This window comes from Actinoalloteichus sp. AHMU CJ021, from assembly GCF_002895405.1.
GTDB classification, from domain to species: Bacteria; Actinomycetota; Actinomycetes; order Mycobacteriales; family Pseudonocardiaceae; genus Actinoalloteichus_B; species Actinoalloteichus_B caeruleus.
In genome coordinates this window covers 2,828,784-2,854,166 of the sequence record NZ_CP025990.1, presented here as the reverse complement: position 1 = coordinate 2,854,166, position 25,383 = coordinate 2,828,784, and the positions used below count along the sequence as shown (strand labels likewise).

General features: G+C 72.9%; 22 protein-coding genes. 5 read left to right on the top strand and 17 right to left on the bottom strand.

Annotation, left to right across the window (positions count from 1 at the left end):
* Nucleotides 1-268: 268 nt before the first annotated feature.
* Nucleotides 269-655, bottom strand: coding sequence for a sterol carrier family protein (locus tag C1701_RS12090; RefSeq protein WP_026419690.1), 387 nt, complete (start codon nt 653-655; stop codon nt 269-271).
* Nucleotides 656-1,200: 545 nt separating this feature from the next.
* Between C1701_RS12090 and C1701_RS12085 the strand changes: the two genes are divergently transcribed.
* Nucleotides 1,201-3,102 (top strand): glycoside hydrolase family 15 protein, encoded by a 1,902-nt coding sequence (locus tag C1701_RS12085; protein WP_026419691.1) that lies wholly within the window; start codon nt 1,201-1,203, stop codon nt 3,100-3,102.
* Nucleotides 3,103-3,173: 71 nt separating this feature from the next.
* Here C1701_RS12085 and C1701_RS12080 read toward each other — a convergent pair whose 3' ends face one another.
* On the bottom strand, nt 3,174-5,342 hold the full coding sequence (locus tag C1701_RS12080) for a putative bifunctional diguanylate cyclase/phosphodiesterase (RefSeq protein ID WP_026419692.1): 2,169 nt from the start codon (nt 5,340-5,342) through the stop codon (nt 3,174-3,176).
* Nucleotides 5,343-5,722: 380 nt separating this feature from the next.
* On the bottom strand, nt 5,723-6,484 hold the full coding sequence (locus tag C1701_RS12075) for an SAM-dependent methyltransferase (RefSeq protein ID WP_337662246.1): 762 nt from the start codon (nt 6,482-6,484) through the stop codon (nt 5,723-5,725).
* A 456-nt stretch (nt 6,485-6,940) separates the two neighbouring features.
* Here C1701_RS12075 and C1701_RS12070 point away from each other — a divergent pair, with 456 nt between their 5' ends.
* Complete coding sequence (locus tag C1701_RS12070; RefSeq protein ID WP_211237565.1) at nt 6,941-7,849, top strand: lysozyme; 909 nt, start codon at nt 6,941-6,943, stop codon at nt 7,847-7,849.
* 239 nt (nt 7,850-8,088) lie between these two features.
* Here the strand turns inward: C1701_RS12070 and purL are convergent, their stop codons facing one another.
* The 3 genes from purL to purS are packed head-to-tail and all read right to left on the bottom strand — an operon-like array spanning nt 8,089 to nt 11,365.
* Nucleotides 8,089-10,425, bottom strand: a complete 2,337-nt coding sequence (purL, locus tag C1701_RS12065; RefSeq protein WP_337662245.1) for a phosphoribosylformylglycinamidine synthase subunit PurL — start codon at nt 10,423-10,425, stop codon at nt 8,089-8,091.
* Nucleotides 10,422-11,093, bottom strand: a complete 672-nt coding sequence (gene purQ, locus C1701_RS12060) for a phosphoribosylformylglycinamidine synthase subunit PurQ (protein WP_016698768.1) — start codon at nt 11,091-11,093, stop codon at nt 10,422-10,424. The genes purL and purQ overlap by 4 nt, the downstream gene beginning before the upstream one ends.
* Nucleotides 11,093-11,365, bottom strand: a complete 273-nt coding sequence (gene purS, locus C1701_RS12055; RefSeq protein WP_016698769.1) for a phosphoribosylformylglycinamidine synthase subunit PurS — start codon at nt 11,363-11,365, stop codon at nt 11,093-11,095. Before purS ends, purQ begins: the two co-directional genes overlap by 1 nt.
* A 348-nt stretch (nt 11,366-11,713) precedes the next feature.
* Between purS and C1701_RS12050 the strand changes: the two genes are divergently transcribed.
* Nucleotides 11,714-12,928 carry an alpha-hydroxy acid oxidase gene (locus C1701_RS12050; protein WP_030104624.1) on the top strand — a complete coding sequence of 405 codons (1,215 nt, stop codon included), beginning with the start codon at nt 11,714-11,716 and terminating at the stop codon, nt 12,926-12,928.
* Nucleotides 12,929-12,980: 52 nt separating this feature from the next.
* Here the strand turns inward: C1701_RS12050 and C1701_RS12045 are convergent, their stop codons facing one another.
* Nucleotides 12,981-13,856 carry an NAD(P)-dependent oxidoreductase gene (locus C1701_RS12045; RefSeq protein WP_026419697.1) on the bottom strand — a complete coding sequence of 292 codons (876 nt, stop codon included), beginning with the start codon at nt 13,854-13,856 and terminating at the stop codon, nt 12,981-12,983.
* Nucleotides 13,857-13,976: 120 nt separating this feature from the next.
* Between C1701_RS12045 and C1701_RS12040 the strand changes: the two genes are divergently transcribed.
* The gene (locus tag C1701_RS12040) at nt 13,977-14,342 is read left to right on the top strand and encodes a winged helix-turn-helix transcriptional regulator (protein ID WP_026065982.1); all 366 of its coding nucleotides are present in this window, start codon (nt 13,977-13,979) and stop codon (nt 14,340-14,342) included.
* A 185-nt stretch (nt 14,343-14,527) separates the two neighbouring features.
* On the opposite strand, the gene C1701_RS12035 is transcribed toward C1701_RS12040, so the two are convergent.
* A complete protein-coding gene (locus C1701_RS12035; protein WP_337662244.1) occupies nt 14,528-14,845 on the bottom strand; it encodes a hypothetical protein in 318 nt (105 codons plus the stop codon).
* Between the two features lie 117 nt (nt 14,846-14,962).
* On the bottom strand, nt 14,963-15,382 hold the full coding sequence (locus tag C1701_RS12030) for a hypothetical protein (protein WP_103057032.1): 420 nt from the start codon (nt 15,380-15,382) through the stop codon (nt 14,963-14,965).
* Between the two features lie 920 nt (nt 15,383-16,302).
* Between C1701_RS12030 and C1701_RS12025 the strand changes: the two genes are divergently transcribed.
* On the top strand, nt 16,303-16,938 hold the full coding sequence (locus C1701_RS12025) for an MBL fold metallo-hydrolase (RefSeq protein WP_026419700.1): 636 nt from the start codon (nt 16,303-16,305) through the stop codon (nt 16,936-16,938).
* Between the two features lie 47 nt (nt 16,939-16,985).
* Here C1701_RS12025 and C1701_RS12020 read toward each other — a convergent pair whose 3' ends face one another.
* The 8 genes from C1701_RS12020 to C1701_RS11985 form a co-directional block, all read right to left on the bottom strand.
* Nucleotides 16,986-17,891 carry a phosphoribosylaminoimidazolesuccinocarboxamide synthase gene (locus C1701_RS12020; RefSeq protein WP_103055933.1) on the bottom strand — a complete coding sequence of 302 codons (906 nt, stop codon included), beginning with the start codon at nt 17,889-17,891 and terminating at the stop codon, nt 16,986-16,988.
* Nucleotides 17,892-18,023: 132 nt separating this feature from the next.
* The gene (locus tag C1701_RS12015) at nt 18,024-19,325 is read right to left on the bottom strand and encodes a PPE domain-containing protein (protein ID WP_337662243.1); all 1,302 of its coding nucleotides are present in this window, start codon (nt 19,323-19,325) and stop codon (nt 18,024-18,026) included.
* 38 nt (nt 19,326-19,363) lie between these two features.
* Entirely contained in the window at nt 19,364-20,116 is a 753-nt protein-coding gene (locus C1701_RS12010; protein ID WP_162182529.1) for an ESX secretion-associated protein EspG, read from the bottom strand.
* 150 nt (nt 20,117-20,266) lie between these two features.
* Nucleotides 20,267-20,650, bottom strand: a complete 384-nt coding sequence (locus tag C1701_RS12005) for a hypothetical protein (RefSeq protein WP_026419704.1) — start codon at nt 20,648-20,650, stop codon at nt 20,267-20,269.
* A 185-nt stretch (nt 20,651-20,835) separates the two neighbouring features.
* Entirely contained in the window at nt 20,836-22,269 is a 1,434-nt protein-coding gene (gene purB / locus C1701_RS12000; protein WP_026419705.1) for an adenylosuccinate lyase, read from the bottom strand.
* A gap of 192 nt (nt 22,270-22,461) precedes the next feature.
* Nucleotides 22,462-23,361, bottom strand: coding sequence for a hypothetical protein (locus C1701_RS11995; protein ID WP_103055929.1), 900 nt, complete (start codon nt 23,359-23,361; stop codon nt 22,462-22,464).
* A 170-nt stretch (nt 23,362-23,531) separates the two neighbouring features.
* Nucleotides 23,532-24,398, bottom strand: coding sequence for a hypothetical protein (locus C1701_RS11990; RefSeq protein WP_103055928.1), 867 nt, complete (start codon nt 24,396-24,398; stop codon nt 23,532-23,534).
* Nucleotides 24,398-24,943 (bottom strand): RNA polymerase sigma factor, encoded by a 546-nt coding sequence (locus C1701_RS11985; RefSeq protein WP_103055927.1) that lies wholly within the window; start codon nt 24,941-24,943, stop codon nt 24,398-24,400. The genes C1701_RS11990 and C1701_RS11985 overlap by 1 nt, the downstream gene beginning before the upstream one ends.
* Nucleotides 24,944-25,383 lie beyond the last annotated feature (440 nt).

The window sequence follows — 25,383 nt, the reverse complement described above, 5'->3', positions numbered from 1 at the left end:
TCGCCTGGCTGGGCGGCCACGCCCGGCGGGACGGGGGTAGCGGAGGACTCGGAACGGCACGGCGACCCACTTGCGGCCGCGGGCTGGTGGGTGACCACCGGAAACTCCCTCACAACGGAGTTGGATGCCTCGGCGTGCCCGGGGCCGGACGCGGGACGCGCCGCGGAGGACCACCCGGGATCGCCACGTTCGTCTTCGAGTGTAAGCCGACTCGTTCCCGGCACCGCACCGCGAGCCGCGAATTGGGCCAGCCAGGCATGTCGCCGACCTACTCGTCCGGTTTCACCATCGGTAGCCAAGCTCGCAGGTCAGCGCGGTTCCCGGAGGCCGAGACACGCCCCGAGTCCACCGCTTCGTCCCACTCCGCACGGCCGGTGGCGAGGTCCAGCCACGTCCTGGCGTCCGTCTCGACCACGTTGGGCGGCGTTCCACGGCTGTGGGTCGGCCCCTCCCCGCACTGGACGGCGGCGAAGGGGGGTACGCGCACCTCGATGGCCCCGCCCGGCGCGACGGCGGCCAGGGTGCGGAGGCTGAGCCGGACCGCCTGTCCCAGGACGCGGCGGTCGGGTTCGGGAGCCTCGCCGCGCAGCCAGGGCGCGACGGCCGTGACGGCGGCTCGGAGTTCGTGGGGATCGACGGACCGGCGGGCTGGCACCTGGGCAGCCTAGGACCTGGCCGTTCCGCGCGGACAGGCGAGCGGCCGGGGCCGGGCCGCATGTCGTCGCCACCCCGACCGTCGGGTGACCACGACGGTGGAGAGCGCCGCCCGCCCGCACCCGGGCGCGTCCCGGGCGGGCTGGGCAGACTGACCACGAACTCCCCTCGGCCCCAGCGGTCGGGTGGGATGGCCGGGGTGTCGGGGTGGGATGGCCGGGGTGCCGCTGTTCGGCTCCCACCACCTCGGAGTGCCGCGCGGTGGGGCACGCGCGGTGGGCACGGGCGGTGGGCACGGGCGGTGGCCGGTCCTGGGGCCGCCGGCCCGGTCCCTCCCGGGACGCGGCGGCGCTGACCGGGGCGCCGCGGCGCCGTTCCTCAGTGGCCACCCCAACCACGCCCCGTCACCGCCCCACCCGTCCGAGGGACATGCGTCCGGCGCGGCGCGTGGTCTCCGCGCCCGCACGGAGACCAGCGAAGATCCGAGGTCGGTCGGCGCCGGCGAACCTGGATGCGGGAGTGCCCCCGCCGTCCTAGCCTCGGGCCATGGCCGTCGACCGGAGGGCTCCCGGGACGGGGTGGTCCCCCGTCCCGGGAGGCGGTCCGGGTCGGGTGGAGGACTACGCCCTGCTCTCCGATCTCCGCACCGCTGCGCTGGTCGGCCGCGACGGCTCGGTGGACTGGCTCTGCCTGCCCCGGTTCGATGCGGGGTCCTGCTTCGCGCGGCTGCTCGGCGACCACAGCCACGGCTACTGGGCGCTCACCCCGACCTCGGGTGACTGCCGGGTCCGCCGCCGCTACCGAGGTGACTCGCTGGTGCTGGAGACGGAGTTCGAGACCCCGGACGGGCAGGTGCTCGTCGTGGACGCGATGCCGCCCGCGCCGCACGGCGGACCGCACCAGCCGGTGCTGGTCCGCTCGGTCACCGGGCTACGGGGCAGCGTGGAGATGGAGATGCGCTGGGTGGTGCGGTTCTCCTACGGAGCCGCCGTACCGTGGGTCCGGCGCACCCGGAAGGGGGGCGTCGAGGGCATCCTCGCCGTCGCCGGACCGGACACCGTTGTCCTGCGCGGGGACCCCCTGCCCGTGGCGGTGGCGGGGGCCCGCGCCCACCACACCCGGTTCCCGGTGTCCCGAGGGCGGACCTTCCGCTGGTCCATGCAGTGGTCCCCGGACCCGGAGGAGCTGCCCGGACCCCGGGACGTCGCGGCCGACCTGGTGACGACCGAACGGTTCTGGCGGACCTGGGCCGAGCAGATCGACTACGACGGCCCGTACCAGCAGCCCGTTCGCCGTTCCCTGTTGACGCTCAAGGCGCTCACCTACGGTCCGAGCGGCGGTATGGTCGCCGCCCCGACCACCTCCCTGCCCGAACGGTTGGGGGGCGTGCGGAACTGGGACTACCGCTACTGCTGGCTGCGGGACGCCACCCTCACCCTGCTCGCGCTGGACAGCACCGGCTGCCACGGGGAGGCGGCGGCCTGGCGGCGGTGGTTGCGGCGGGCCGTGGCCGGGGACCCTGGCGACCTCCAGATCGCGTACGGCATCCGGGGTGAGCGCCAGCTGGTGGAGTGGACGGCCGACTGGCTGCCCGGCTACGAGGGCTCCCGGCCGGTCCGGATCGGCAACGCGGCGCACAGGCAGCTCCAGCTCGACGTGTACGGCGAGGTCATGGACGCCCTGCACCTGGCCAGGGAGCGCGGCCTTGGCGACACGGCCGAGTCGTGGGAGGTGCAGCGGGCCCTGCTCGCCGATCTGGAGACCCGGTGGCGGCGACCCGACCACGGCCTCTGGGAGGTGCGGGGGCCGGCGAGGCGGTTCACCCACTCCCGGGTCATGACCTGGGTCGCCTTCGACCGGGCGGTGCGGGCGGTCGAGGACCACGGGCTACCGGGCCCCGTCGACCGGTGGCGGTCGGTGCGGGACCGGGTCCGGGAGGAGGTGCTCACCCGGGCGTGGAACCCGGAGGTGGGGGCGTTCACCCAGTACTACGGCAGCGGCGAGGTCGACGCGGCGACCCTGCTGATGCCGGCGGTCGGTTTCCTGCCGGCCACCGACCCGAGGATGGCGAGCACGATCCGCGAGGTGGAGACGCGGCTGCGGACGGACGGCCTGCTCGCCCGGTACGCCACTCCTCGGGACGTGTCGGCGGTGGACGGCCTCCCCGGCGGGGAGGGTGCCTTCCTCGCCTGCTCGTTCTGGCACGTGGACGCGTTGGCGCTCGGCGGCCGGGTGGCCGAGGCGACCGAGGAGTTCGAACGCCTGCTGGGACACGCCAACGACGTCGGGCTGCTCGCCGAGGAGTACGACCCGGCGAGTCAGCGGCTCGTCGGGAACTTCCCGCAGGCGTTCAGCCACCTGGCGCTGGTGAACTCGGCGATCCTGCTCTCCGACCGGGAGCACGGCCGCCACCACCGGGACCGGCGTCGGGTCCGCCGCGCCAGCTGAGGTCCGGCCTGGCGCTGGTCGGGCAGGTCACCACCACCGCCAGGCCGCCCCGCCGGTGGCACGGGGTCCGGTCAGAAGAGCCCTTCCCGCAGGAACCTGCTGATGGTCTCCGGCGGCCCTGGTCGCGCGAAGAACCAGCCCTGCCCCGACTCGCAGCCGATGTCCCGCAACCGCTCGGCCTGGGCCCTCGTCTCGACACCCTCGGCCGTGACGGTCAGGCCGAGCGCGTGCGCCAGCGTCACCAGCGCGCCGACGATCTGCTTGTCCACCGGGTCCGCCGGCTTGTCGGGTGCGCGCAGCCCCTCCACGAAGGAACCGGCGATCTTCAGTTCGTGCACCGGGAGGCGTCGCAGGTAGGCGAGGTTCGAGTACCCGGTGCCGAAGTCGTCGATGGCGATCCGCACACCCATCTCGTAGAGGCGGCGGAGCGCGTCGAGCTGGTCGTCGGCCGTTCCCATGACCGCGCTCTCGGTGAGCTCCAGCTGGAGACCGGTCGGCGGGATACCCGTGTCCCGCAGGATCGACTCCACGTCGTTGACCAGGCCGGGGTCCCGCGACTGCCGGGCGGCCAGGTTGACGCTGACGTAGGGCGCGGCGGGACCGAACTCCCGCTGCCAGCGGCTGGCCTGCTGGCAGGCGTGCTCCAGGACCCAGCGACCGAGCTGGACGATCAGCCCGGTCTCCTCCGCCAGCCCGATGAAGCGGTCGGGTGAGAGCAGGCCGTGCTCCGGGTGCCGCCACCGCACCAGTGCCTCCACGCCCACGACCGCGTTGTCGGCCAGGCGGACGAGCGGCTGGTAGTCGACGAAGAACTCCTCCCGCTCCAGCGCCGCCGGCATGGTCGCGGACAGGCGGAACCGCGCCACCTCCCGAGCGTTGCGCTCGGGGTCGTAGACCGCCCACCGGCTCTTGCCCTCGGACTTGGCCCAGTACAGGGTCACGTCGGCGTCGCGGATGAGGTCGGCGGACTCCCCGCTGACCACCGGGCGCTCCACGATGCCGATGCTGGCCGACACCGACAGCTGGTGGCCGCCGATCCGGATCGGTTGGTTGAGCAACGTCAGCACCCGGTCCGCCAGCTCCACGATCTGCTCGGTGCCCGTGGAGTCCTCGACGAGGACGACGAACTCGTCACCGCCCATCCGGGCCACCAGGCAGTGCTCGCCGTTGACGCACTCGGCCAGTCGGCGTCCCACCGCGACCAGGAGTTCGTCGCCGACGTGGTGGCCGAGGCTGTCGTTGATGACCTTGAAGCCGTCCAGGTCGAGGAAGCAGAGGCCGACCCGTTGTCCGACGGGCGGGTTGCTGAAGACGCGTGCCAGCCGGTCGAGCAGCAACGCCCGGTTGGCCAGGCCGGTGAGCGGGTCGTGGAGCGCCTGGTACTTGAGCCTGTTCTGGAGCTCGTGCCGGTCGGTGACGTCCTCGACCATGGCGACGAGGTACTGGGGCCGGCCGTCGGCGTCGCGGACGAGGGACATCGTGAGGTTGGTCCAGACGGCGGAACCGTCGTTGCCGAAGAACTGCTTGTCCACCTGGAAGTACTCGCGGTCGCCCCTGGCGAGTTGCCGGTACGCCTCCCAGGTCGACTCCGCGTCCCCGGCGTGCATGAACTTGCGCAGGTTCGTGCGCAGCAACTCGTCCCGGGAGTAGCCGAGCATCCGTTGGAGCGAGACGTTGACGTCGAGGAAGGTGCCGTCGAGGTCGGCGAGACCGATGCCGACGGCCGCGTCGCTGAACAGCGCCCGGAACCGCGCCTCACTGGCCCGCAGCGCCGCCTCGGCCTGCTGCCTCGCGTCGAGGACGGCCTCCCGGATCGCCTCCTGTTCCTCCAGGGTCCGTTGTCGGAGCGCGTTGGCGTAGCCCGCGGCGACCGCTCCCTGGATGGCGGAGACCCGGCCCCGGGGCACGTCCGTGCCCGGCAGGGAACCGACGAGTTCCGTTCCGACGAGCACCAGCGTCCGTTCGATGCTGGCGGGAGAGGTGAAGTGGGCCTCGACCAGCTCGGCGCCCACCTCCCAGCCCGGCCGGGCCACGAAGGGTTCGGTCGACAGGGCGGTGAGGAGACGGCGTGCGAGGCGGCTCAGGAACTCGACCATCTCCGATCTGGACATGGAGACGTAGCTGGTACCGGACACCAGGGCCGCCCAGTCACGGCCGAAACGCTCGCAGGCCGCATCCAGGCGCTCCACCTCCTGGCCCGGGGGGAGATCCCGGACCCGGCCCTCCGTGTGCTCGGACATCAGAGCGCGCCCGCCGGTCGTGGCAGCACCAGGAGTCGGGCCGAGGTCCGACACACGTCGTCGCCCTTCACGGGCTCGACCCTAACGCCCGAGCGGGAACGACGCTGCGGCACCGCGCCCCAGGCCATCGGGACGACCCCGGCCACCCGGCGGTGGGGGGTCGCGGCCGTCGCGTCACGGCCGTCCTCGTCAGGCGACCCGCTGGGGCATCGCACAACCGCACCTCTCGTCGTCACCACACGTCTGACAGCATCCGAAGCACCTGACGGTACCGGGTCCGACCGCTTTTTCGGAGGTTACCGGCCAGCAGCCGGTTTCCGGCGCCGGGCCGGCCCACGGGTCCGCCAGGAAACCGTGCCCGCACCGGATCGGAAAGTGATTCATCTCTTGCGGGCCAATCCGGCCACCGCGGGCAACGGGGGGCTGGCCGAGTCGGCCACGTACTCACCGGTGCGCCAGCACCCCAGGGGGGCCAGGCCCGGGTCCACCAGCGAGAAGGGGCCGAACAGCCGGGCCACCTCCGGGAGGGTGCGCCACTCCAGGGCGCCGGAACTGCGGGCGTAGAGGTCGCCGATCCGCTCGCGCGCGCCCGGGGGGCAGCCGTCGTCGCCCTGCCGGGAGAAAACGATGTGGGACAGGGCCAGGTGACTTCCGGGGGCGACCTCCCGGTGGTAGTCGAATATCGCCTTTTCCGGTTCGTCGCTCTCGGAAAGGAAATGCAGAACACCGCCGACCAGAATTCCGAGCGGCTTTTCCCCGTCAATGAGCCGACGGCCCGGGGCGCTACCGAGAACGAGGTCGACATCCCGCAGGTCGGCCTGGACCACGTCCGCGAACGGGTTGTCGGCGAGCAGCGCCCTGGTGCGCGAGACGACGACCGCCTCCCGGTCGACGGCGAGCACGCGGCAGGCCGGGTCCAGGTCCTGGGCGACGGCGTGGAGCGCGCCGACGGTGGGGATACCGGCGCCGAGGTCGAGGAACTGCCGGATGCCCGCCGCGTGCATGCGCCGCAGGGCGTCCCGCAGGAAGAACCTGTTCGTCATGGCCAGCTCGGAGGCTCGGGGAAAGATCCGCAGCACCCCGTCGGCCAATTCCCGGTCGGCGGCGAAGTTGTGCGCACCACCCAGGTAGTAGTCATGCATTCGGGCGACATTCGGCCGCTGAAGGTCAACTTCGGATGGCACTCCCCGCGGACGTGTGGCGTCCAAAGCAGCTCCCCCGCCCCGTTTCTCACCCGACCGGGGATCAGCATACGTCGCGTCACAACTCACCGAATCGCTGCATTCCACGGGTCCGACCACCACCGCCGAAGCGGTCTCCGCGCTGGCAGCGCCTGCCCCGACCCGGGCGGCGTCACCCACGAGACGGATCCACCCGGCCCGGTCCTGGAGTGCCGGCGGCCGTCGCGGATGCGACATTCGACGCCGCGACCCTCGGCGGCCGCGGCCGCACCACCGGGCAAATGCGGCAAACCTGCTATAGGCTCCGTGGGAAAATCACGACAGCCTACGAATTCCTGTCATTCATTGACATCGCTGGTCCGGTTCGCCGGCTGGCGCGACGCAGTTCCCGTTCCGATACCCATGGCGTGGGGGTGCATGTTGAGAACCAGCAGCGGAGCCCGTCGGCTACCGGCACGAATCGGACTGGCGATCGGATCGGCCGCCACGGTGCTGATCGCGTTGTTAACTCCGGCCGCGGCCGGTCAGGAGCAGGACGAACCGACCGGTGCCGCGCAGCAGGCGGGACAGGCCCAGCAGTCGGAACAGGCGGAGCAGGCGGAACACCCCGCCGGTCCGATGGGCCACTGGGCCGGCTCCCAGATCGCCAAGCACGAGGGGCGGGACGGCGGCGTCCCGGACGCCAGGGCCGCGAGCGTCACGCAGACGCACGGCCTCGACGTCAGCGGGTGGCAGAAGAACGTGGACTGGGCCGGCGTCGTCCGCAACGGCGGCAAGTTCGCCTACGTCAAGGCCACCGAGGGAACGGGGTTCAAGAACCCGTACCACACCCAGCAGTACAACGGCTCCTACGACCACGGCCTCATCCGGGGTTCCTACCACTTCGCGTTGCCCGACCGCTCCAGTGGGGCTGCCCAGGCCCAGTACTTCGTGAAGAACGGCGGCGGGTGGTCCAAGGACGGCAAGACGCTGCCTGGCGCGTTGGACATCGAGTACAACCCCTACGGCAACACCTGCTACGGGCTGAGCCAGTCGGCGATGGTCCAGTGGATCAGGGACTTCAGCAACGAGTACCACCGGTTGACCACCCGGTACCCGACCATCTACACCAGCACCAGCTGGTGGAAGACCTGCACGGGCAACAGTTCCGCGTTCGGCGGCACCAACCCGCTGTGGCTGGCCAGGTACTCCAGCTCGGTGGGAGAACTGCCCAGCGGCTGGGGTTTCCACACCATCTGGCAGTACAACGACAGCGGGATCTTCCCCGGCGACCAGAACTGGTTCAACGGCGCGTACGACCGCCTCCAGGCACTGGCCAACGGCTGACAACCCGGCATGGCACCCACCCCCGGTCCCGGTCGAGCCCCACTCGACCGGGACCGGACGTGTGGGGACACCAGGAACGCGGGCGCGGCACCAGCGAAGGGCATCCGCCGCCGACCCCCACCGCACGGGGCCGGGGAGGCGAGCTCCGCCGCGCCCAGCGCGGGTGGCCCCACGAAAGCGGCCGGCCGGCGACCCACCGCGGGGGCCACCGGCCGGCCGGTCCGCACCGACGAGTCGGCTCAGTCGAACAGCGCGGGCAACGTGCCCTCCCAGGCGGTCCGCAGCTCGTCCAGCCCGAACGTCGCCACGCCCTGGATCTCCACGGCGTCCGACTCCGGGTCCACCACGCCGACCTTCGTGACCGGCAGGCCCCTGGCCTGGCACATGTCGGTGAACCGCAGCTCCTCGGACCGGGGAACCGCCACCAGCATCCGACCGGCCGACTCGGAGAAGAGCCACACGAAGGGATCGGCGCCTTCCGGCAACACGACGCGGCACCCGGTCTGACCGGCCAACGCGGACTCCACCACCGCCTGGGCCAACCCGCCCTCGGACAGGTCGTGGGCGGCCGACAACATGCCGTCCCGCGAACCGGCGATGACGACCTCGGCAAGCAGCCGCTCCCGGCCCAGGTCGACCCTCGGCGGAACCCCGCCCAGGTGGCCGTGCGCGACCCGTGCCCACTCCGAGCCGTCGAACTCGTCCCGGGTCTCGCCGAGCAGCAGCAGCGTCTCGCCGGGCTCGGTGCCGAAACCGGTGGGGACGCGCCGGCGGACGTTGTCGATCACGCCGAGCACACCCACGACCGGCGTCGGCAGGATCGCCGTCGACCCGGTCTGGTTGTAGAAGCTCACGTTGCCGCCGGTGACGGGGATGCCCAGCTCACGGCAGCCGTCCGCCAGCCCGCGCACGGCCTGCTCGAACTGCCACATCACCCCGGGGTCCTCCGGGGAGCCGAAGTTCAGGCAGTTCGTCACGGCGGCGGGGGTGGCCCCGCCGGCCGCCACGTTCCGGTACGCCTCGGCCAACGCGAGCTGGGCGCCGGTGTACGGGTCGAGCCGGCAGTAGCGGCCGTTGCAGTCGGTGGCGACCGCGACGCCCCGACCGGTCGTCTCGTCGATGCGGATCATGCCGCTGTCGGCGGGCTGGGCCAGCACCGTGTTGCCCCGGACGTACCGGTCGTACTGGTCGGTCACCCAGGCGCGGCTCGCCAGGTTCGGCGAGGAGATCATGCGGAGCACCGTCTCGCGCAGTTCCTCGGGACCGCTCGGGCGGGCCAGGGCCTCGGTGGTGTCGGCGATGAGCTCGTCCTGGTCGGCCGGCCGCTCCACCGGCCGCTGGTACACCGGGCCCTCGTGGGCGACGGTGCGCGGCGGGCAGTCGACGACCGTCTCGCCGTGCCAGGTGATCTCGAGACGACCACCCCGGGCCGCCTCCTCCTCGCTCACCTCGGTGACCTCACCGATCACGGTGGCGGTCACGTCCCACTTCGCGCAGACCCGGAGGAACGCGTCGACGTCCTCGGGCCGGACGACGGCGCACATCCGCTCCTGCGACTCGCTGGAGAGGATCTCGGCCGGCGTCATCCCGCTCGCGCGCAGCGGCACTCGGTCCAGCTCGACCCGCATCCCGCCGTCACCCGCGGAGGCCAGTTCGGAGGTGGCGCAGGACAGGCCAGCACCGCCCAGGTCCTGGATACCCACGACCAGCCGGTCCCGGAACAGCTCCAGGCAGCACTCGATGAGCACCTTCTCCGTGAACGGGTCGCCGACCTGCACGCTGGGCAGCTTCTTGCGGCCCGACCCGGTCTCGTCCCCGGAGAAGGAGTCCGAGGCGAGCACGGAGACGCCGCCGATGCCGTCCAGGCCGGTCCGCGCACCGAACAGGATCACCTTGTTGCCCACGCCGGACGCGTGGGCCAGGTGCAGGTCCTCGACCCGCATCGACCCGATGCACAGGGCGTTGACCAGCGGGTTGCCCGCGTAGGTCTCGTCGAAGACGACCTCACCGCCGATGTTGGGCAGTCCCAGGCAGTTGCCGTAGCCGCCCACGCCGGCGACGACCCCGGGCAGCACCCGGCGGGTGTCCGGGGCGTCAGCCGGGCCGAAGCGCAGCGGGTCGGCCACCGCGACCGGTCGGGCGCCCATCGCCAGGATGTCCCGGACGATGCCACCGACGCCGGTCGCCGCGCCCTGGTACGGCTCCACGTAGGAGGGGTGGTTGTGCGACTCCACCTTGAAGGTGACCGCCCACCCGTCGCCGATGTCGACCACGCCGGCGTTCTCGCCGATGCCGGCGAGCATCCCGGCCCGCATCTCCTCGGTGGTCGTCTCCCCGAAGTAGCGCAGGTGGACCTTGGACGACTTGTACGAGCAGTGCTCGCTCCACATCACCGAGTACATCGCGAGCTCGGCGTCGGTGGGGCGCCGGCCGAGGATGGCCCGGATCCGCTGGTACTCGTCGTCCTTCAGGCCCAGTTCCCGGTAGGGCTGCGGCAGGCCCGGGGTGGCGGCGGCATGGTCGACGGTGTCGACAGGGGCGGCGGTCTGCTGGCCGGTCAGATCGGTGCTGGTCACGCGGTCACCACTGTGTCGAGGAGGGAAAGGAACATGCCGAGCCCGTCGTCGCTGGGCCCGGTGAGGGCGTCGATGGCGTGCTCGGGGTGCGGCATCAGGCCCAGGACACGGCCGCGCTCGTCGGTGATGCCCGCGATGTCGCGCAGCGCGCCGTTGCGGTTCTCGCCGACGTAGCGGAAGGCCACCCGCCCCTCGCCCTCCAGCCGGTCCAGCGTCGCCTCGTCGGCCACGTACCGGCCCTCACCGGACTTCAACGGCACGAGGATCTCGGCGCCCCGGTCATACCGGGTGGTCCAGGCGCTGGTGGTGTTCTCCACCCGCAGCCACTGGTCGCGGCACACGAAGTGCAACCCCGAGTTGCGCACCAGGGCACCGGGCAGCAGGCCGGCCTCGCAGAGGATCTGGAAGCCGTTGCAGATGCCCAGCACCGGCATGCCGCCCCGGGCGGCGGTGACGACCTCGCCCATCACGGGGGCGAACCTCGCGATCGCTCCGCAGCGCAGGTAGTCGCCGTAGGAGAAGCCGCCCGGCACGATGACGGCGTCGACCCCGCGGAGGTCGGCGTCACCGTGCCACAGCGGGACGGCCTCGGCGCCGGCGGTGGTCACCGCGCGGGCCGCGTCGACGTCGTCGAGGGTGCCGGGGAAGGTGATGACACCGACGCGCATCAGACGGCCCCCGCCACGGAGCCGTCGGCGGACTCCACGGTCACGCGGCGGACGGTCCAGTCCTCGATGACGGGGTTCGCGAGCAGGGTCTCGGCGATCCGCTCGAGGGTCTCGTCGTCGACGTCGTCGTCGACTTCCAGTTCGAAGTGCTTTCCTTGGCGGACGCTCGTCACGCCCTCGAAACCCAGCCGGGGTAGCGCTCCCGCCACCGCCTGTCCCTGGGGGTCGAGGATCTCCTGCTTGGGCATGACGTCGACGACGACTCGGGCCACGGTCGATGCTCCTGGCTAGTTCAGGTCGGCGGTACCGCACGAGCCTAGCCGAGCGACGAACTCACCCGTTGATACGGGTCGTGAGAAGCTTGATCACACACTGTGACGAAAACTCCGTCGGTCGTCGGTCGAGATCGTCCGTTCGGAGCTACTGGGCCTCGCACCGGAGGGCCACCGGGTGCGCGGCCTGCTGTGGCCAGGGACGAGCCAGGCGGGCCTCCCCGGGGGTAGCGTCAGCGGATGGCCCTGCGGCCGGTCCCGCGACGCGGCGAGCCCGCCGGGCCGCCCTCGAGAGCCACCGCGCCTGGGCGCGGTGCACGTCACACGTCCACGCCGGAGGTCCCGTCCGTGTCCGAGCGCCGCCTGCCCCGCTGGTCCGAGTTCGCGCCGCTGCTGCGCCCGCAGGTCCCCAAGCTCAACCCCACCGAGCGCAGGCTGGACCGGGCCCACACCATCGGCGACCTGCGGACGATCGCCAGGAAACGGACCCCCCGGGCCGTGTTCGACTACACCGACGGCGCCGCCGAGGGCGAGGTCAGCCTGCTGCGGGCGCGCCGGCTCTTCCGGGACATCCAGTTCAACCCTCGGGTGCTGCGGGACGTGTCCTCCCCGAACACCGCCGTGGACATCCTCGGCGCCCCCTCCTCGCTGCCCTTCACCTTCGCCCCCACCGGCTTCACCCGGATGATGAACCACGAGGGGGAACGGGCGGTCGTCCGCGTCGCGGAACGCATCGGCATCCCCTACGCCCTCTCCACGATGGGCACCACCTCCATCGAGGACGTGGCCACCGCCGGACCGGACGCCCGCAAGTGGTTCCAGCTCTACGTGTGGAAGGACCGCGAGGCCAGCGAGAACCTCGTCCGCCGTGCCTGGGACGCCGGCTACGAGGCGTTGGTGCTGACGGTGGACGTCCCGGTCGCCGGCGCCCGGCTCCGCGACGTCCGCAACGGCATGTCCATCCCGCCCGCCCTCACCCCCCGCACCGTCCTCGACGGCGCCATGCACCCGGCGTGGTGGATCAACCTGCTCACCACGGAGCCGCTCACCTTCGCCTCGGTGCGGCACTGGGACGGCACGGTGGCCGAGCTGCTGAACAAGATGTTCGACCCGACCGTCACCATCGAGGACCTGCGGTGGCTGCGGGACATCTGGCCGGGGAAGCTCGTCATCAAGGGCATCCAGAGCCTGCCCGACGCACTCGACGTCGTCGAGCACGGCGCGGACGCCGTCGTGCTGTCCAACCACGGCGGCCGCCAGCTGGACCGCGCGCCCACCCCGCTGGAACTGCTGCCCACCGTCGTCGGGGCCGTCGGGGAGCGCACCGAGGTCTACCTGGACACCGGCATCACCAGCGGTGCGGACATCGTCGCCGCCCTGGCCCTCGGCGCCCGCGCCTGCATGGTGGGCCGCGCCTACCTGTACGGGCTGATGGCCGGCGGGGAGCGGGGCGTGGCGAAGTCCGTGGACATCCTCCGCGCGGAGATCACCCGCACCATGCAGCTCCTCGGGGTGAACAGCGTCGCCGAACTGACCCCCGACCACGTCACCATCCGCCGCTGAACCGTTCGGGCCGCCCGAACCACCCGGTCCGGGCGGCCCCGGGAACCCCGGCTCAGCCCGCGGCCCGCAGGCTCTCCACGATCCGGATGAAGCCCTCGTCCCCGTGCCCGGCGTCGATCTGCCGCCGGATCAGCGACTGCACCGCCGAGATCAGCCCGGTGTCCACCCCCTGCTCCCGAGTGGCCTCCACCAGGTAGCCGAGGTCGGAGAAGTTCAGGCTCTGCTGACCCGGCACGGCGTAGTCGCCGCCGTCGACGACCGAGGCGTAACCGGCGAAACCCGTGGTCATCGCGCTCAACCACGGCGCGGCCATCCCCGCGAACTCCGTCGCGGACATCCCCGTCGGGCGCACCATCGCCACGCCCTGCGCGAACCCGGCGAACATCACGTACATGCCCGCGAGCAGGGCGAGGTCGTAGAGGCAGGCGAGCCCGGCGTCCTCCCCGTGGAAGGCGCTCTCCCCCCACAGGTCGAGCACCGGGCGGTACCGGTCGAAGACCTCCCGCGAGCCGCTGTAGAGCACGGTGGACCCCGGCTGCCCGATCATGGGTGGCACCGCCATGATCCCGCCGTCCAGGTAGCCGATCCCGTGCTCGGCCGCCCATCGGGCCGACTCCCTGGCCTGCTCGGGGGTCGTCGTGGTCAGGTTCACCACGGTCCGACCGCCGAGCTGGGCTGCGACCGGGTCCAGCACCTCCCGCACCGAGTCGTGGCCGAGCAGGCAGACCACGACGAGGTCCGAGGCCGTCACCGCCTCCCGCGCGCCGTCCACGACCACCGCTCCCCGCTCGGCGAGGGTCGCGCCCCGGCCCGGGGTGCGGTTCCACACCGTCACATGGTGCCCGGCATCCACCAGCGCGGCCGCCAGCGCACGGCCCATCTCCCCCAGGCCCAGCACGCTGACCCGGACGCCCTCGTCGTTCGACATCTCCTCGTCGCTCCCTCTCGTTCCCGTGTGGTGCCGCCATCCTTTCCCCGGGCGGCTAGGGTCGGGAAGTACCGACTAATTAGTGGGGTACTCACCAGGAAGTAAGTGGTGGAGGAGCCGATGGGGAACCGGAACCGCCGTGGGCCCTACGTCTGCGGGATCGACGCCGCGATGGACGTGGTCAGCGGGAAGTGGAAGGCGTTGATCCTCTGGGAGCTGGACCACCACGGGGTGCGCCGGTTCGCCGAGCTGCGCCGTGGCCTACCGGGGGTGAGCGAGAAGATGCTGGTCCAACACCTGCGGGAGATGGAGGACGACGGCCTGGTGCACCGGGAGGTGTACCGGGAGGTGCCGCCGAGGGTCGAGTACTCCCTCACCGGGCACGGGAGGTCGCTGAACGAGGCCCTGGCGCCCCTCGGCGAGTGGGGACGGGGCCGCATCGGGCGGATCGGCGCGGAGCGGCTGCGGGTGGAAGCGGCGGGGTGACCCTGCCGGGCAGCGTCGTCCGCCCCGCTCGGCGGCCGACCCGCTGACCGCCTCCTTCACTCGATCCAGGGGTGATGCTGGATCTCCGCCGCGTCCGGCCACTCGGTGCCCACCGCCCCTGGAACCAGCGCGGACGCGGCCACGACGGAGAGCTCAGTCCCCGGAGCGGGGCCTCCCTCCTCGCCTCAGGAGCACCTGGGTTCCATGCTGACCTGGAGCGTGGAATCCGAGTAGTACTCCCGCCCCCGGTCGTCCTCGGAGAACAGCCGCACCCCGTCCGTCGACGCGGACTCCGCCGTCCGCTCGGCGATCGTCGTCAAGGTCCACTCCACACCCGGCTCGATCTCCGCGCCCACGACGGGAACCCGCGCCGCCCAGGCCTCCTGCCCGTTCTCAGAGGAGGTGTCGGCGATCATCTCGTCGGACGGGTACCCACCGCCCTGGTAGGGGACGAGGAGGATGTCGCCGCTCTCCTCCGGCTCCGGAACCGGCACGAGGAGCATCTCCACCCATTGACCGCTGGAACCAGGATCACGAGCGAGAGGATGGTGGCCCCGACCAGAAAACCTTGGTCGAGGCCACCAGCTACCAGCTCAGGACACCGTGAGGAAGCGACGCGATCAGTCGAAGGAACACTCCGGCCGCATCTCGGCCCGGAGCGTGGAATCCGAGTAGTACTCCCGCCCCCGGTCGTCCTCGTAGAACAGCCGCACCCCGTCCGTCGACGCGGACTCCGCCGTCCGCTCGGCGATCGTCGTCAAGGTCCACTCCACACCCGGCTCGATCTCCGCGCCCACGACGGGAACCCGCGCCGCCCAGGCCTCCTGCCCGTTCTCAGAGGAGGTGTCGGCGATCATCTCGTCGGACGGGTACCCACCGCCCTGGTAGGGGACGAGGAGGATGTCGCCGTTCTCCTCCGGTTCCGGAACCGGCACGAGGAGCATCTCCACCAGCGTGAAATTCTCCTCGTTCAGCAGCGACGCCCCGGTCACCCGCACCGTGCGGCCACCCTCGTTCTCCAGCCCGCTGCTGAACGTCATGAACGTCTCACCGTTCACGTCGCTCTGGCAGAGCCGAGAACCGACACCCCCGATTCGCACATCACTGATCCGTGGAGAACTGTCGCCACCCACTGACAGGCAGAGCACCAGTGTCATCAGACCCACTCCGGGTGGACGCATACTAGAACCCCCGGCCCCTGGCCGCCGCGCTCCCCGCGCCGGCTCCGGCTCGCCGACCAGAGCCGCCGTGGAACCGTCGATCGGCGACTCGCGCGGCTGGTCCCGCCGACGCGGCGCGCCCGTGGCGACCGGACGGACGGGCACCGGGGAATCTCCCAAGCCCGACCCGAGCCGCCCTCCCAGAAGGCTCGACCTGGTCCTGTTCACACGTCGGCGGCGGCATGCCTCGTAATTTCCCCACCAGCACGGTCCCCCATCGAGAATCCAGCCGCGACCGATGCGCGGCCACGCGGTGAGGTGATGGTATGCGGTACCTGGTTCCCTCGGTACCGCTTTCCGCACGACGCCGCACCGGAAATACGGACTGAAGGGGCCGGAAATGTCCGGCGGAATGTCGGGGACACCGATTTCCTCCCGGCGGGATTCCTTCCACCACCACCGGAGAACACCTCACGACCGGTGGCGGACCCGTTTCAGCGGGGAATTCCGCCGAACAGCGAGGACACCCGTCGTGGCGGTCGTCTCGCGGCACCAGGAACGCCGTCGACGGCCATCCGCCCGTGCGGCTCCGGGCCGTGGCGGGGGCTCTTGCGTCGGCTGCCCGGCGGGACGCGGTGCGCGGCGGTTCCACCCGCGCCGGCACCCCCGCCCCGCCGTCCTCGCAGGTGGGCGGATCGCCTGCTGAACGACGGCGGTCCGCCCGCTAGCGTGGTGGATGCCCTGGGGCCGTCCGGGTGGCAGGCCGGGCGGCCCACCGTCCGCGTCGAGGGGGAGTCGCCGTGCACCTCACACACTTCGGGCACTCGTGCCTGCTGGTCGCCACCGACCAGGCCAGGTTGCTGTTCGACCCGGGGGCCTTCTCCTCGGGCTTCGAGGAGGCCCGCGACCTGGACGCCGTCCTCATCACGCACAAGCACCCCGACCACCTCGACCTCGACCGCCTGCCCGCGCTGCTCCAGGCGAACCCGGGCGCCACGCTGATCGCCGACCCCGGGTCCGCCGAGGCGCTCACCTCGGCCGGGCTCCGGCCCCACCTGGCGACCCCCGACGCCGTGATCACGGTCGCCGGCCTGCCGGTGCGGGCGGTCGGCGGCACGCACGCCGTCATCCACCCGGACCTCCCCGGGCTGCCCAACGTCGGCTACCTGCTGGCCGAGGGAGCGTTCCTGCACCCCGGTGACTCCTTCGTCGTCCCGGAGCAGGCGGTGGACGTGCTGGCACTGCCCACGGCGGCGCCCTGGATGAAGCTCTCCGAGGCGGTGGACTACCTCCGCGCCGTCCAGCCCCGGCTGGCCGTCCCCATCCACGAGGCGGTGCTGGCCATGCCGAGGATGCACTACGACCGGTTCACCGAGCTGGCCCCCGAGGGCACCCGGGTGCGGGTGCTGCCCCGTGGCGAGGCCACGGCGGTCTGACCCCGGCGGGGAGGCCGGCCACTCGCCCGAACCGCGTTCGGCCGGTCTCAGCCGGCGGTCGGCCAGTCGGTGAGGGAGCGACCGGTGATCCGCTCGTAGGCGGTGACGTACCGCTGGCGGGTGGTGGCCACCACCTCGGCGGGCAGCGCGGGGGGCGGCACCTCCGAGGCGCGGTCCCAACCGGACTCCGGGGAGGTCAGCCACTCCCGCACGAACTGCTTGTCGAAGGCGTGCTGCACCCGGCCCGGCTCGTACTCGTCGGCCGGCCAGTAGCGGGAGGAGTCGGGGGTGAGGACCTCGTCCCCGAGCACGAGCCGGCCACCGGCGTCGGTGCCGAACTCGAACTTGGTGTCGGCCAGGACCAGTCCCCGGCTCTCGGCGTGCTCGGCGGCGGCCGAGTACACGGCCAGCGTGGTCGCCCGCAGCTCCTCGGCTCGTTCCCGGCCCACGGTGCCCACCACGGCGTCGAAGGACACGTTCTCGTCGTGTTCGCCGATCTCGGCCTTGGTGGCCGGGGTGAAGATCGGCTCGGGGAGGCGGGACGCCTCGACCAGGCCGGCCGGCAGCTCGATACCGCAGACCGCTCCCGTGCGCCGGTAGTCGGCGGTGCCCGAGCCGGCCAGGTAGCCCCGCGCCACGCACTCCACCGGCAGCATCTCCAGCCGGCGGACCAGCAGCGCCCTTCCCCGGACCTCCGAGGGGATGCGCGGGTCGTCCCAGGCCACCAGGTGGTTGGCCAGGTGGGGCACCCGCTGGGCCAGCAGCTCGAACCAGAACACGCTCATCGCGGTCAGCACCCGCCCCTTGTCGGGGATGGGCGTCTCCAGCACGAAGTCGTACGCGGAGATGCGGTCCGAGGCGACCAGCAGCAGGTGGTCGTCGTCCACGGAGTACAGCTCACGCACCTTGCCCGCGGCGATCAGCGGGTAGTCGGCCAGCTCGATGTCGGACACCGGGAGACCCTAACCCGCCGGTGAGCCGCCCCAGCCGCTACCCGCTCCGGCCACCGGCGGGCGAGCGCGGGGCCGTCGGGGCCGGAGCTCCGCGTCGACGCCGAGCCTCGCGGACGTGGGAGGCCGGCGTCCTCAGCGGTGCTCCTCGTCGACCGACATGCCCAGCACGGGAGGGGCGACCCGGTCGCCATCACCCCAGACGTCGTCGGTGTCCTCCAGGTAGTCGGCGCGCTCCCGGCCGCTCGCGTCCTCAGGGTGCGCCGACGCCCGCCGGACGCCACCCGCGCGAGAAGGGTGTTCGTGGCTGGTGGGCCCGGCCGTCGGCAGGGCACCGGCGCCGGGACCGAAGGCGTGGCCGCCGGCCGGGGCACCGGGGGACGGGGCGGGGGGAGCGGAGGCCGGAGGTGGCGGAGCCGGAGCCCCGGGTGGGACGAAGGGCTGGGGTGCCGGCGCCCGCCCGGCGCCCGGCTGGGGCTGACCGGGGGTCCCGGGGCCGGCCCCCGCTGGTGGACCGCCGGTCCCCGCCCCCGGGGCCGGTCCACCCGTCGCGGGCGCCGACCCGGTCCCCTGGCTGCCGGGGAGGGGACCGCCGGGGGTGCCCGGGGCCGGCGCACCGGTGGCCGCCCCACCGCCGGGGGGAGGAGGCGGGACCGGGTTCCCGGCGCCAGGGCCCCCCGGGTGGGCGGGTGCGGGTGGGGTCGCCGGGGCTGGCTGAACGCCCGGCTGGCCGCCCGCCGCCCCCGGCTGGTACTGCGGCGGCAGCGTCCCGGCCCGCCCGGTGTTCTCCGACGCCGGGACCGGCGGCGTTCCCGGCACGGGAGCCGGCCCCCCGACCAGGGGAGCCGACGCGGTGCCCCCGAACGTGGTGACCAGCCGGTCGGCGATGCCGCCACTCCCAGCGCCGGCGGTCGGCACGGGCGTGAACACCGGCAGCCCGTGGGTCGCCTCGCCCACCGCCCCCTCGTACTCGCGCATCAGGTCCCGGGCCCGTTCGGCGGCGTCCCGCTCCTCCTGCTCGGCCAACTCCTGGTCGACCCGCCCGGTCACCAGCGCGGCGACCGGCGCGTTGACCCAGGCGTCGTGGTCCGGGCGGACCGGGACCGGCGGCATCTCCCGCCGCAGGTGTTCGAAGGAGTCCGCGACCTGGCGGGCCCCCGCCCCCACGCTCCGCGCGGTCTCCCCGGCTTCCACGGCGAACTGGGCGAGCGGCGAGACACCGGCCCGCATCCGGTCCGCCGCCTGCCCGTCCCACACCGCACCGCTCGCGTGGAGCGCCTGGTCGATCAGGTCGGTGACCCGCTGGAACCGGTCGCCGAGGCCCCGCTCCCACTGGTCCACCGAGTCGACGAGCGAGTCGGTCGCGGGCTCCCGCAACCAGTCCACGATCCGCTCGTGGCTGATCCCGTTCCAGTAGACGCCGGATCGCTCGTCCACCTCGCACCCCCGTCGTTCGTCGGCCCACCGCGCCCGTCTCAGGTCACGGCGAGGAGTTCGCGCAGCATCTCCGCCAGCCGGGGCAGGTCGACCGGTGCCACGGTCAGCCAGCCGTCCCGTTCGTGGACGGCGTACCTGCCCCGCGTCGTGTCGATCACGTCGATCGCGTACGGGCCCCGGCGGCGCTGGCCCAGTCCTTCCCAGCGGCTCACCCCGAGCTGGCCGGCGCCCACGCGGTCGGTCCCCAGCATGCCCAGCAGCGCGCGGGCGTCCCCGTAGCGGACACCCGCGTCGAGCAGGGCGTCCTCGAAGTCGGCGTCGGACCGGCCCTTCCCACCGGCCCTGGACACGGCGGCCCCCGGGAGGTTGACCACCTGCCCCGGCCCGGCCCGCACGGCGCCCAGCACGCTCACCGCCGACTCGCACAGCGTGGTCGGCCGCAGCGGGTCGATGGCCAGGACGCCGTCACCCAGCACGCCGATGACGGCGTCCTGGCCGGAGAGCGCGGTCATCGCCCGGAGCCGTCGCCCACCGGGGAGGGACCAGCGCACGTCCACCGCGTGGGTGGGCGCGGCGAACAGGCGCAGCGACCAGTCCAGGTCGGGGTGCGGCTCACCGCTCCCGGTGAACAGGCCCCGATCGACCAGCGCGGACCGGCAACGCCGGTCGACGTCCTCGGCCTCCGCCAGGGTCGTCGCGGTCTCGTCGGCGCACAGCACCAGCGGACGCTGCCCGAGCCCCAGCTCACGCCACGCCAGGTTGAACTCGGCCAGCTCCAGAGTGATCGTCACGGTGCCCTCGGAGGTCGCGGTTGGGCGGATCGGTACCGGTCGCCTGAGCATCGCAGGGCGGCGGTGAGCCGGCGGTCAACCCGGTGCGTCGTACGAGGGAGATCGTCGCCGCCAGGTGGGTCGGACGGTGGAGGGCCAGGTACCCGGCGGTCATCCACGGGGCTCACCGGCGGCGCGGACGGCGTCCGCCACCTCGTCGTCCCGCGACTGGTAGTCGCGCACGCTCGCGTCGAGCTGGTCCACGAGGTCGGTGAGCGCGGCGATCGCCTCGTCGAGGGCGACGGCCAGCGACCCGTGCGGGCCGGCGGCACGGTTCACGAGGCGGTCCACGGCCAGCCTGCTGACCGGGTCGGCGGCCGGCGCCCGCAGCCCGCCCAGCTCGCCGGCGGCGACGCGGGCGGCCCGCAACTCCCCCACGGCGTCGAGCAGGCGCGCCCGCAGGGCCGGCGCCCCATCCAGGTCGACGTGGAAAGCACCGGCTCCGTCGGCGCCCCCGAACGCGGGGGGCAGGGCCAGGGCGACTCGCGCGGGCATGGCGCTCACCTCCACCGTCCAGTGGACCAGCGCCCTGGTCAAACGCTGGTGTGCCGCCGGAGCCGAGCTGGCCGGATACCTGTGCGCGGTGTCCGGCGTTCATCCCGCGTCCGGGTCCGGTCAGGGACGGGGCGCGACGTCCTGGGGCGGGCAGCCGGTGCCGGGCGGCACCCGAGCCGTGTCCGTCAGAGGATCGGCGCGGGTGCGTAGCCGGCGGCCGTGGGGTGGCGTTCGACGAGTTCCTCGACGCGGCGGGCCACCGCGTGGGCCTGCGGGCTGGCGGCCCCGGTGAAGGACAGCCGGTCGGCGAGCAGCGCGTCGAGTTCGGACCTGCCCAACGGGAGCCGGTCGTCGGCGGCGAGCCTGTCGAGCAGGTCGTTGCCCCTGGCCCCCTGCTCCCGCATGGCCAACGCCGCCGCGACGGCGTGCTCCTTGATGACCTCGTGCGCCCGCTCCCGGCCGACCCCGGCCCGCACCGCCGCCATCAGCACCTTGGTGGTGGCGAGGAAGGGCAGGTAGCGGTCGAGTTCGGTGGCGATCACGGCGGGGAACGCGCCGAACTCGTCCAGCACGGTGAGCATCGTCTCCAGCAGGCCGTCGATCGCGAAGAACGCGTCCGGCAGCGCGACCCGTCGGACGACGGAGCAGGAGACGTCGCCCTCGTTCCACTGGTCCCCGGCCAGTTCCGAGGTCATCGACTGGTAGCCGCGCAGCACCACCATCAACCCGTTCACCCGCTCGCAGGAGCGGGTGTTCATCTTGTGCGGCATGGCGCTGGAGCCGACCTGGCCGGGTTTGAAGCCCTCGGTGACGAGTTCGTGGCCGGCCATCAGCCGGATCGTCCTGGCCAGGCTGGACGGGGCGGCGGCCACCTGGACCAGGGCGGAGACCACGTCGTGGTCCAGGGACCGGGGGTAGACCTGGCCGACGCTGGTCAGGACCTGCTCGAAGCCCAGGTGGTCGGCCACCCGGCGTTCCAGTTCGGCCAGCGGCTCCGGGTCGCCGCCCAGGAGGTCGAGCATGTCCTGGGCGGTGCCCACCGGGCCCTTCACCCCGCGCAGCGGGTACCGCTCCAGCAGCTCCTCCAGCCGGCGGAGGGCGACCAGCAGTTCGTCGGCGGCGGTGGCGAACCGTTTGCCCAGGGTGGTGGCCTGCGCGGCGACGTTGTGCGACCGCCCGGCCATGACCTCCTCGCCGTGTTCCAGGGCGAGCCGGGCCAGCCGCGCGAGCAGCGCCACCGTGCTGTCGCGCACCCAGAGCAGGCTCTGCCGGACCTGGAGCTGCTCGACGTTCTCCGTCAGGTCCCGGGAGGTCATCCCCTTGTGGATCTGCTCGTGCCCGGCGAGCGCGTTGAACTCCTCGATGCGCGCCTTGACGTCGTGGCGGGTGATCCGCTCCCGTGCCGCGATCGACGCCAGGTCGACCTGGTCGATGACGCGCTCGTAGTCGGCCACCGCCCCGGCGGGCACCGGGATGCCGAGGTCCGCCTGGGCGGTGAGCACCGCCAGCCACAACCGTCGTTCGAGCACGATCTTGTGTTCGGGGGACCAGATGGTGGCGAGGTCGGCGGAGGCGTAGCGGCCAGCCAGCACGTTGGGGATACGGGGCTTCGACGTCACGTCAGGGGAGCTTACGGAACACGCCGGGAGGGGGGACGGCGGCGGCCCGCATCGGGTCCGGCGGGTGGAGGTGGGCGGCCTCGGCGAGGCGGGGGCCGCGTCGCCCCGGTCAAGCCGGGAGAGCCGCCTCGGCCGCCCACTCGCGCCGCGATTCCCGGGGAGGAGGTGTCCGCCCCGGCGTCCCGGCGCCGCTCACCACCGTGGCCGCAGGTCGACCCCCGGGTCAGTGGCCAGCGCGACCAGGGTGTCGAAGCCGGGAGCGGGCAGGGGGCGTTCGTCAGGCGTCCGGCCGCTGATGTCGTAGGTGTAGCTGGTCATCATGAGGGTGCTGCCGTCCGTGCGGAAGTGGGTGACCGACCACAGCATGGGCGGGGCCTCGCGCTCGTTCAGCACGGTCACCGAGTACTCGAGCAGTGAACCGTCGCCGACCATTCGGTACCCGCAGGTGCTTCGCGGACCGCAGGGGTGGTCCGATGGTCCCGGTGCCGCGCCGGGGAAGGTGTGCTGGAAGATCACCTGCCCGTGGCCGTACTCGTCCTCGAACCCGAGGTCCCCGTTCACGTGCGTCTCGCCGTCGACGAAACCCGGCCCCTCGTTCCCGATGTAGTCCACGGACAGCACGAACAGCTCGGGTGCCAGCTCGGCCAACCGTTGCTCCAGGTAGGGGATGACCTCCGCCGCCCGGGCCGCCATCTCATCCGCCTTGGTCGTCGGTGGCTCGCCCTCTTCGACGTCCTCGGGCACCCAGTCCGCCGGGGGTTCGTCCATCAGGTCGGGCGGCAGCATCGAGCGCCAGTCGTGGTGCCGGAGAATCTCCCGCCGCTCCGCGACCCCCGCCGGCTCCGGGGCGGCCACCGAGCTGGCGGGTGCGGCCGGGACGAGCCGGGAGATCACGTCCGGGCCGTCCAGGAAGGTGGAGGAGGCGAGGAGCAGCGCGGAGACCGACAGCACACCGCCCGCGGAGGCCAGCGCCGCACGCCGGTTCCTGCGCCGCTCCCGGCCCCGCTGGAGCGTCCGCTCCAGGTCGAAGGTCATCGGGGGTTCGTCGGATGCGACGTCCCGGAGCCGCTGGCGTACCTCGTCCTCGTCCATTCCCTCGTCCTTTCGTGGGCCCGATCCCTGTTCCCGGCGGCGGATCGCGGTCCTGTGCGTGCTGCGGGTGGTGCCGTGCCGGGGTCACGCTGGGGGTGGGTGGTCGGCCCGGCAGGTGGACGTCACCGCTGGTGGGGGTGGGCCGGAGCGGTCGGCCCACCCCGTGCGGATCAGCCGTCGATCCGGAAGTCGATCTCCTCGTCGGTGGCCAGTTCGGCCAGTCCGTCGAAGCCGGGGACCGGCAGCGGTCGCTGGACCTGCCCGGTGGGGAAGTCGTAGTTGTAGCCCCACACCGAGAGCACGGAACCGTCCACTCGCAGGTGGTCGACCGCGTAGAGCAGCGCCGGGAGCTCCTCCGGCCCCCACGGCTCCACCGCGTACCTCACGGCGGAACCGTCGTCGAGTACCTCGTGCCCGCAGGCCTGGGCAGTGGAGCAGCTCTCGCCGGACGTCGAGTCGCCCCAGACGCCGGGGAAGTTGTACTGGAAGGCGACCTGGCCGGGGCCCTGGTCGTCCTCGTAGCTCACCACGCCCATGACGTAGTCCTGCCCGTCGTGGAAGCCCGGCCCCTCGCCTCCCAACTCACCGATGGTGACCTCGGTCGCCCCTGGCAGGAGCTCCCTGACCCGTTCCTCGACGTGGGGGGCGATCTCGGCTGCCCTGGCGGCGAGCTCCCCGGCCGAGTGCGTGGGGGGCCCGCTCTCGACCGGTGTCCACCCGGTGGGCGGCCCGGCGGCCAACCCGTCGGGCAGCGACTCGGCCCAGTCCCGGCCGGGCTCCTCGGCCGGCGGCGGGGCGGGAGCCGAGGAGGAGGCGACGACGGGCTGGTCGGCGAAGGCGAGGCGCACGCCGTCACCCGACAGCAGCCCCGGACCGACCAGGACCGCCCCGGAGACAGCGAGCACGCCGAATCCCGCCGCCACCACGGCCACGGCGTTCCCGCGTCGGCGACCCGTGCCCTGGGCGACCTCGCCCGGGGATCCCGGTCCGCCGGCGGAGTCCCGCCCGGCCGTCCTGCCGCTGTTCTCGTTCGTCATCAACATGTCCTTCCCGCGACCAGTTCGCCCGCGCCGTGGCCCAGGCGCACCAAGGCGGCCCGGAGGGCGCTCAGGCCGCGAGCGGTCTGGCTCTTGACTGTTCCCTGTGAGCACCGCAGGACGGTGGCGGTCTCCGCCACCGAGAGGTCCTCGAAGTACCGGAGGACGAGCGCGGCCCGTTGCCGAGGCGGCACCTCGGCCAGAGCGCGGCGGACCAGTTCCCGTTCCCACCGCCGTTGTCCCCGTTCGGCGGGATCGGAGCCTCGGTCGGGGGTGTCGGGGACCGCGTCCACGCGGTTCTCGCTCCGCCGCCAGGGTCGGCGCACCTCGTCCAGCCAGCACCGCGTCAACACGGTGCGGGCGTAGCCGTGCACCGCGTCCCGCCGGTTGACCCTCGTCCAGGCCTGGTAGAGCTTCACGAAGGCGTTCTGCACGAGGTCGTCCGCGAGGTGCCAGTCACCGCACAGCAGGTAGGCGGCGCGCCGCAGTGGCGCGGCCTGCCGCTGGACGAACTCGCGGAACTGTGCCTCGTCCTCGGCCCTCATCCACTCCCCTTCCCGCGATGCCAGTCCTCTCACGCGGGAAGGGGGACCGAGGTTGCACGAACGGGTGAGCCGTGGTGGGGACCGGCCGGCTGGTCCCGGTTGGCGGCCTTCCGACACGCCTCGGCGCGGCGATGGTTCGCCCGCACGGAAGGAGGATTCGCTGGGCGGCGGGGGCGGGGCCGGACCGGCGTCGCGGGCCGCCCGCTGGATCTCGGCGGGACGCCGCGCGGCACCTCTCCTCAGGGAACCGCCCCTGGTGGGTGGGGCCGGCAGGTGTGGGACGGGGACGCCGCACTCGACCAGGACGACGACGGGTGCTGGCCACCGACGCCAGGGCGGAACGTGATGTGTCGCCTTCGGCGGCGATCCCGCCGCGCACGTCTACCCGCCGGCCACTCACGCGGCCGCTCGCCCTCGGGCCGGGGTGGACCCGGGTCGGG

Excerpts from the sequence above, each read along its gene's own strand:
- C1701_RS12085 (WP_026419691.1), top strand. The coding sequence starts at position 1,201 with ATGGCCGTCGACCGGAGGGCTCCCGGGACGGGGTGGTCCCCCGTCCCG.
- C1701_RS12080 (WP_026419692.1), bottom strand. The coding sequence starts at position 5,342 with ATGTCCGAGCACACGGAGGGCCGGGTCCGGGATCTCCCCCCGGGCCAG.
- C1701_RS12075 (WP_337662246.1), bottom strand. The coding sequence starts at position 6,484 with ATGCATGACTACTACCTGGGTGGTGCGCACAACTTCGCCGCCGACCGG.
- C1701_RS12070 (WP_211237565.1), top strand. The coding sequence starts at position 6,941 with ATGTTGAGAACCAGCAGCGGAGCCCGTCGGCTACCGGCACGAATCGGA.
- purQ (WP_016698768.1), bottom strand. The coding sequence starts at position 11,093 with ATGCGCGTCGGTGTCATCACCTTCCCCGGCACCCTCGACGACGTCGAC.
- C1701_RS12045 (WP_026419697.1), bottom strand. The coding sequence starts at position 13,856 with ATGTCGAACGACGAGGGCGTCCGGGTCAGCGTGCTGGGCCTGGGGGAG.
- C1701_RS12040 (WP_026065982.1), top strand. The coding sequence starts at position 13,977 with ATGGGGAACCGGAACCGCCGTGGGCCCTACGTCTGCGGGATCGACGCC.
- C1701_RS12035 (WP_337662244.1), bottom strand. The coding sequence starts at position 14,845 with ATGCTCCTCGTGCCGGTTCCGGAGCCGGAGGAGAGCGGCGACATCCTC.
- C1701_RS12030 (WP_103057032.1), bottom strand. The coding sequence starts at position 15,382 with ATGACGTTCAGCAGCGGGCTGGAGAACGAGGGTGGCCGCACGGTGCGG.
- C1701_RS12005 (WP_026419704.1), bottom strand. The coding sequence starts at position 20,650 with ATGCCCGCGCGAGTCGCCCTGGCCCTGCCCCCCGCGTTCGGGGGCGCC.
- C1701_RS11995 (WP_103055929.1), bottom strand. The coding sequence starts at position 23,361 with ATGGACGAGGACGAGGTACGCCAGCGGCTCCGGGACGTCGCATCCGAC.
- C1701_RS11990 (WP_103055928.1), bottom strand. The coding sequence starts at position 24,398 with ATGACGAACGAGAACAGCGGCAGGACGGCCGGGCGGGACTCCGCCGGC.
- C1701_RS11985 (WP_103055927.1), bottom strand. The coding sequence starts at position 24,943 with ATGAGGGCCGAGGACGAGGCACAGTTCCGCGAGTTCGTCCAGCGGCAG.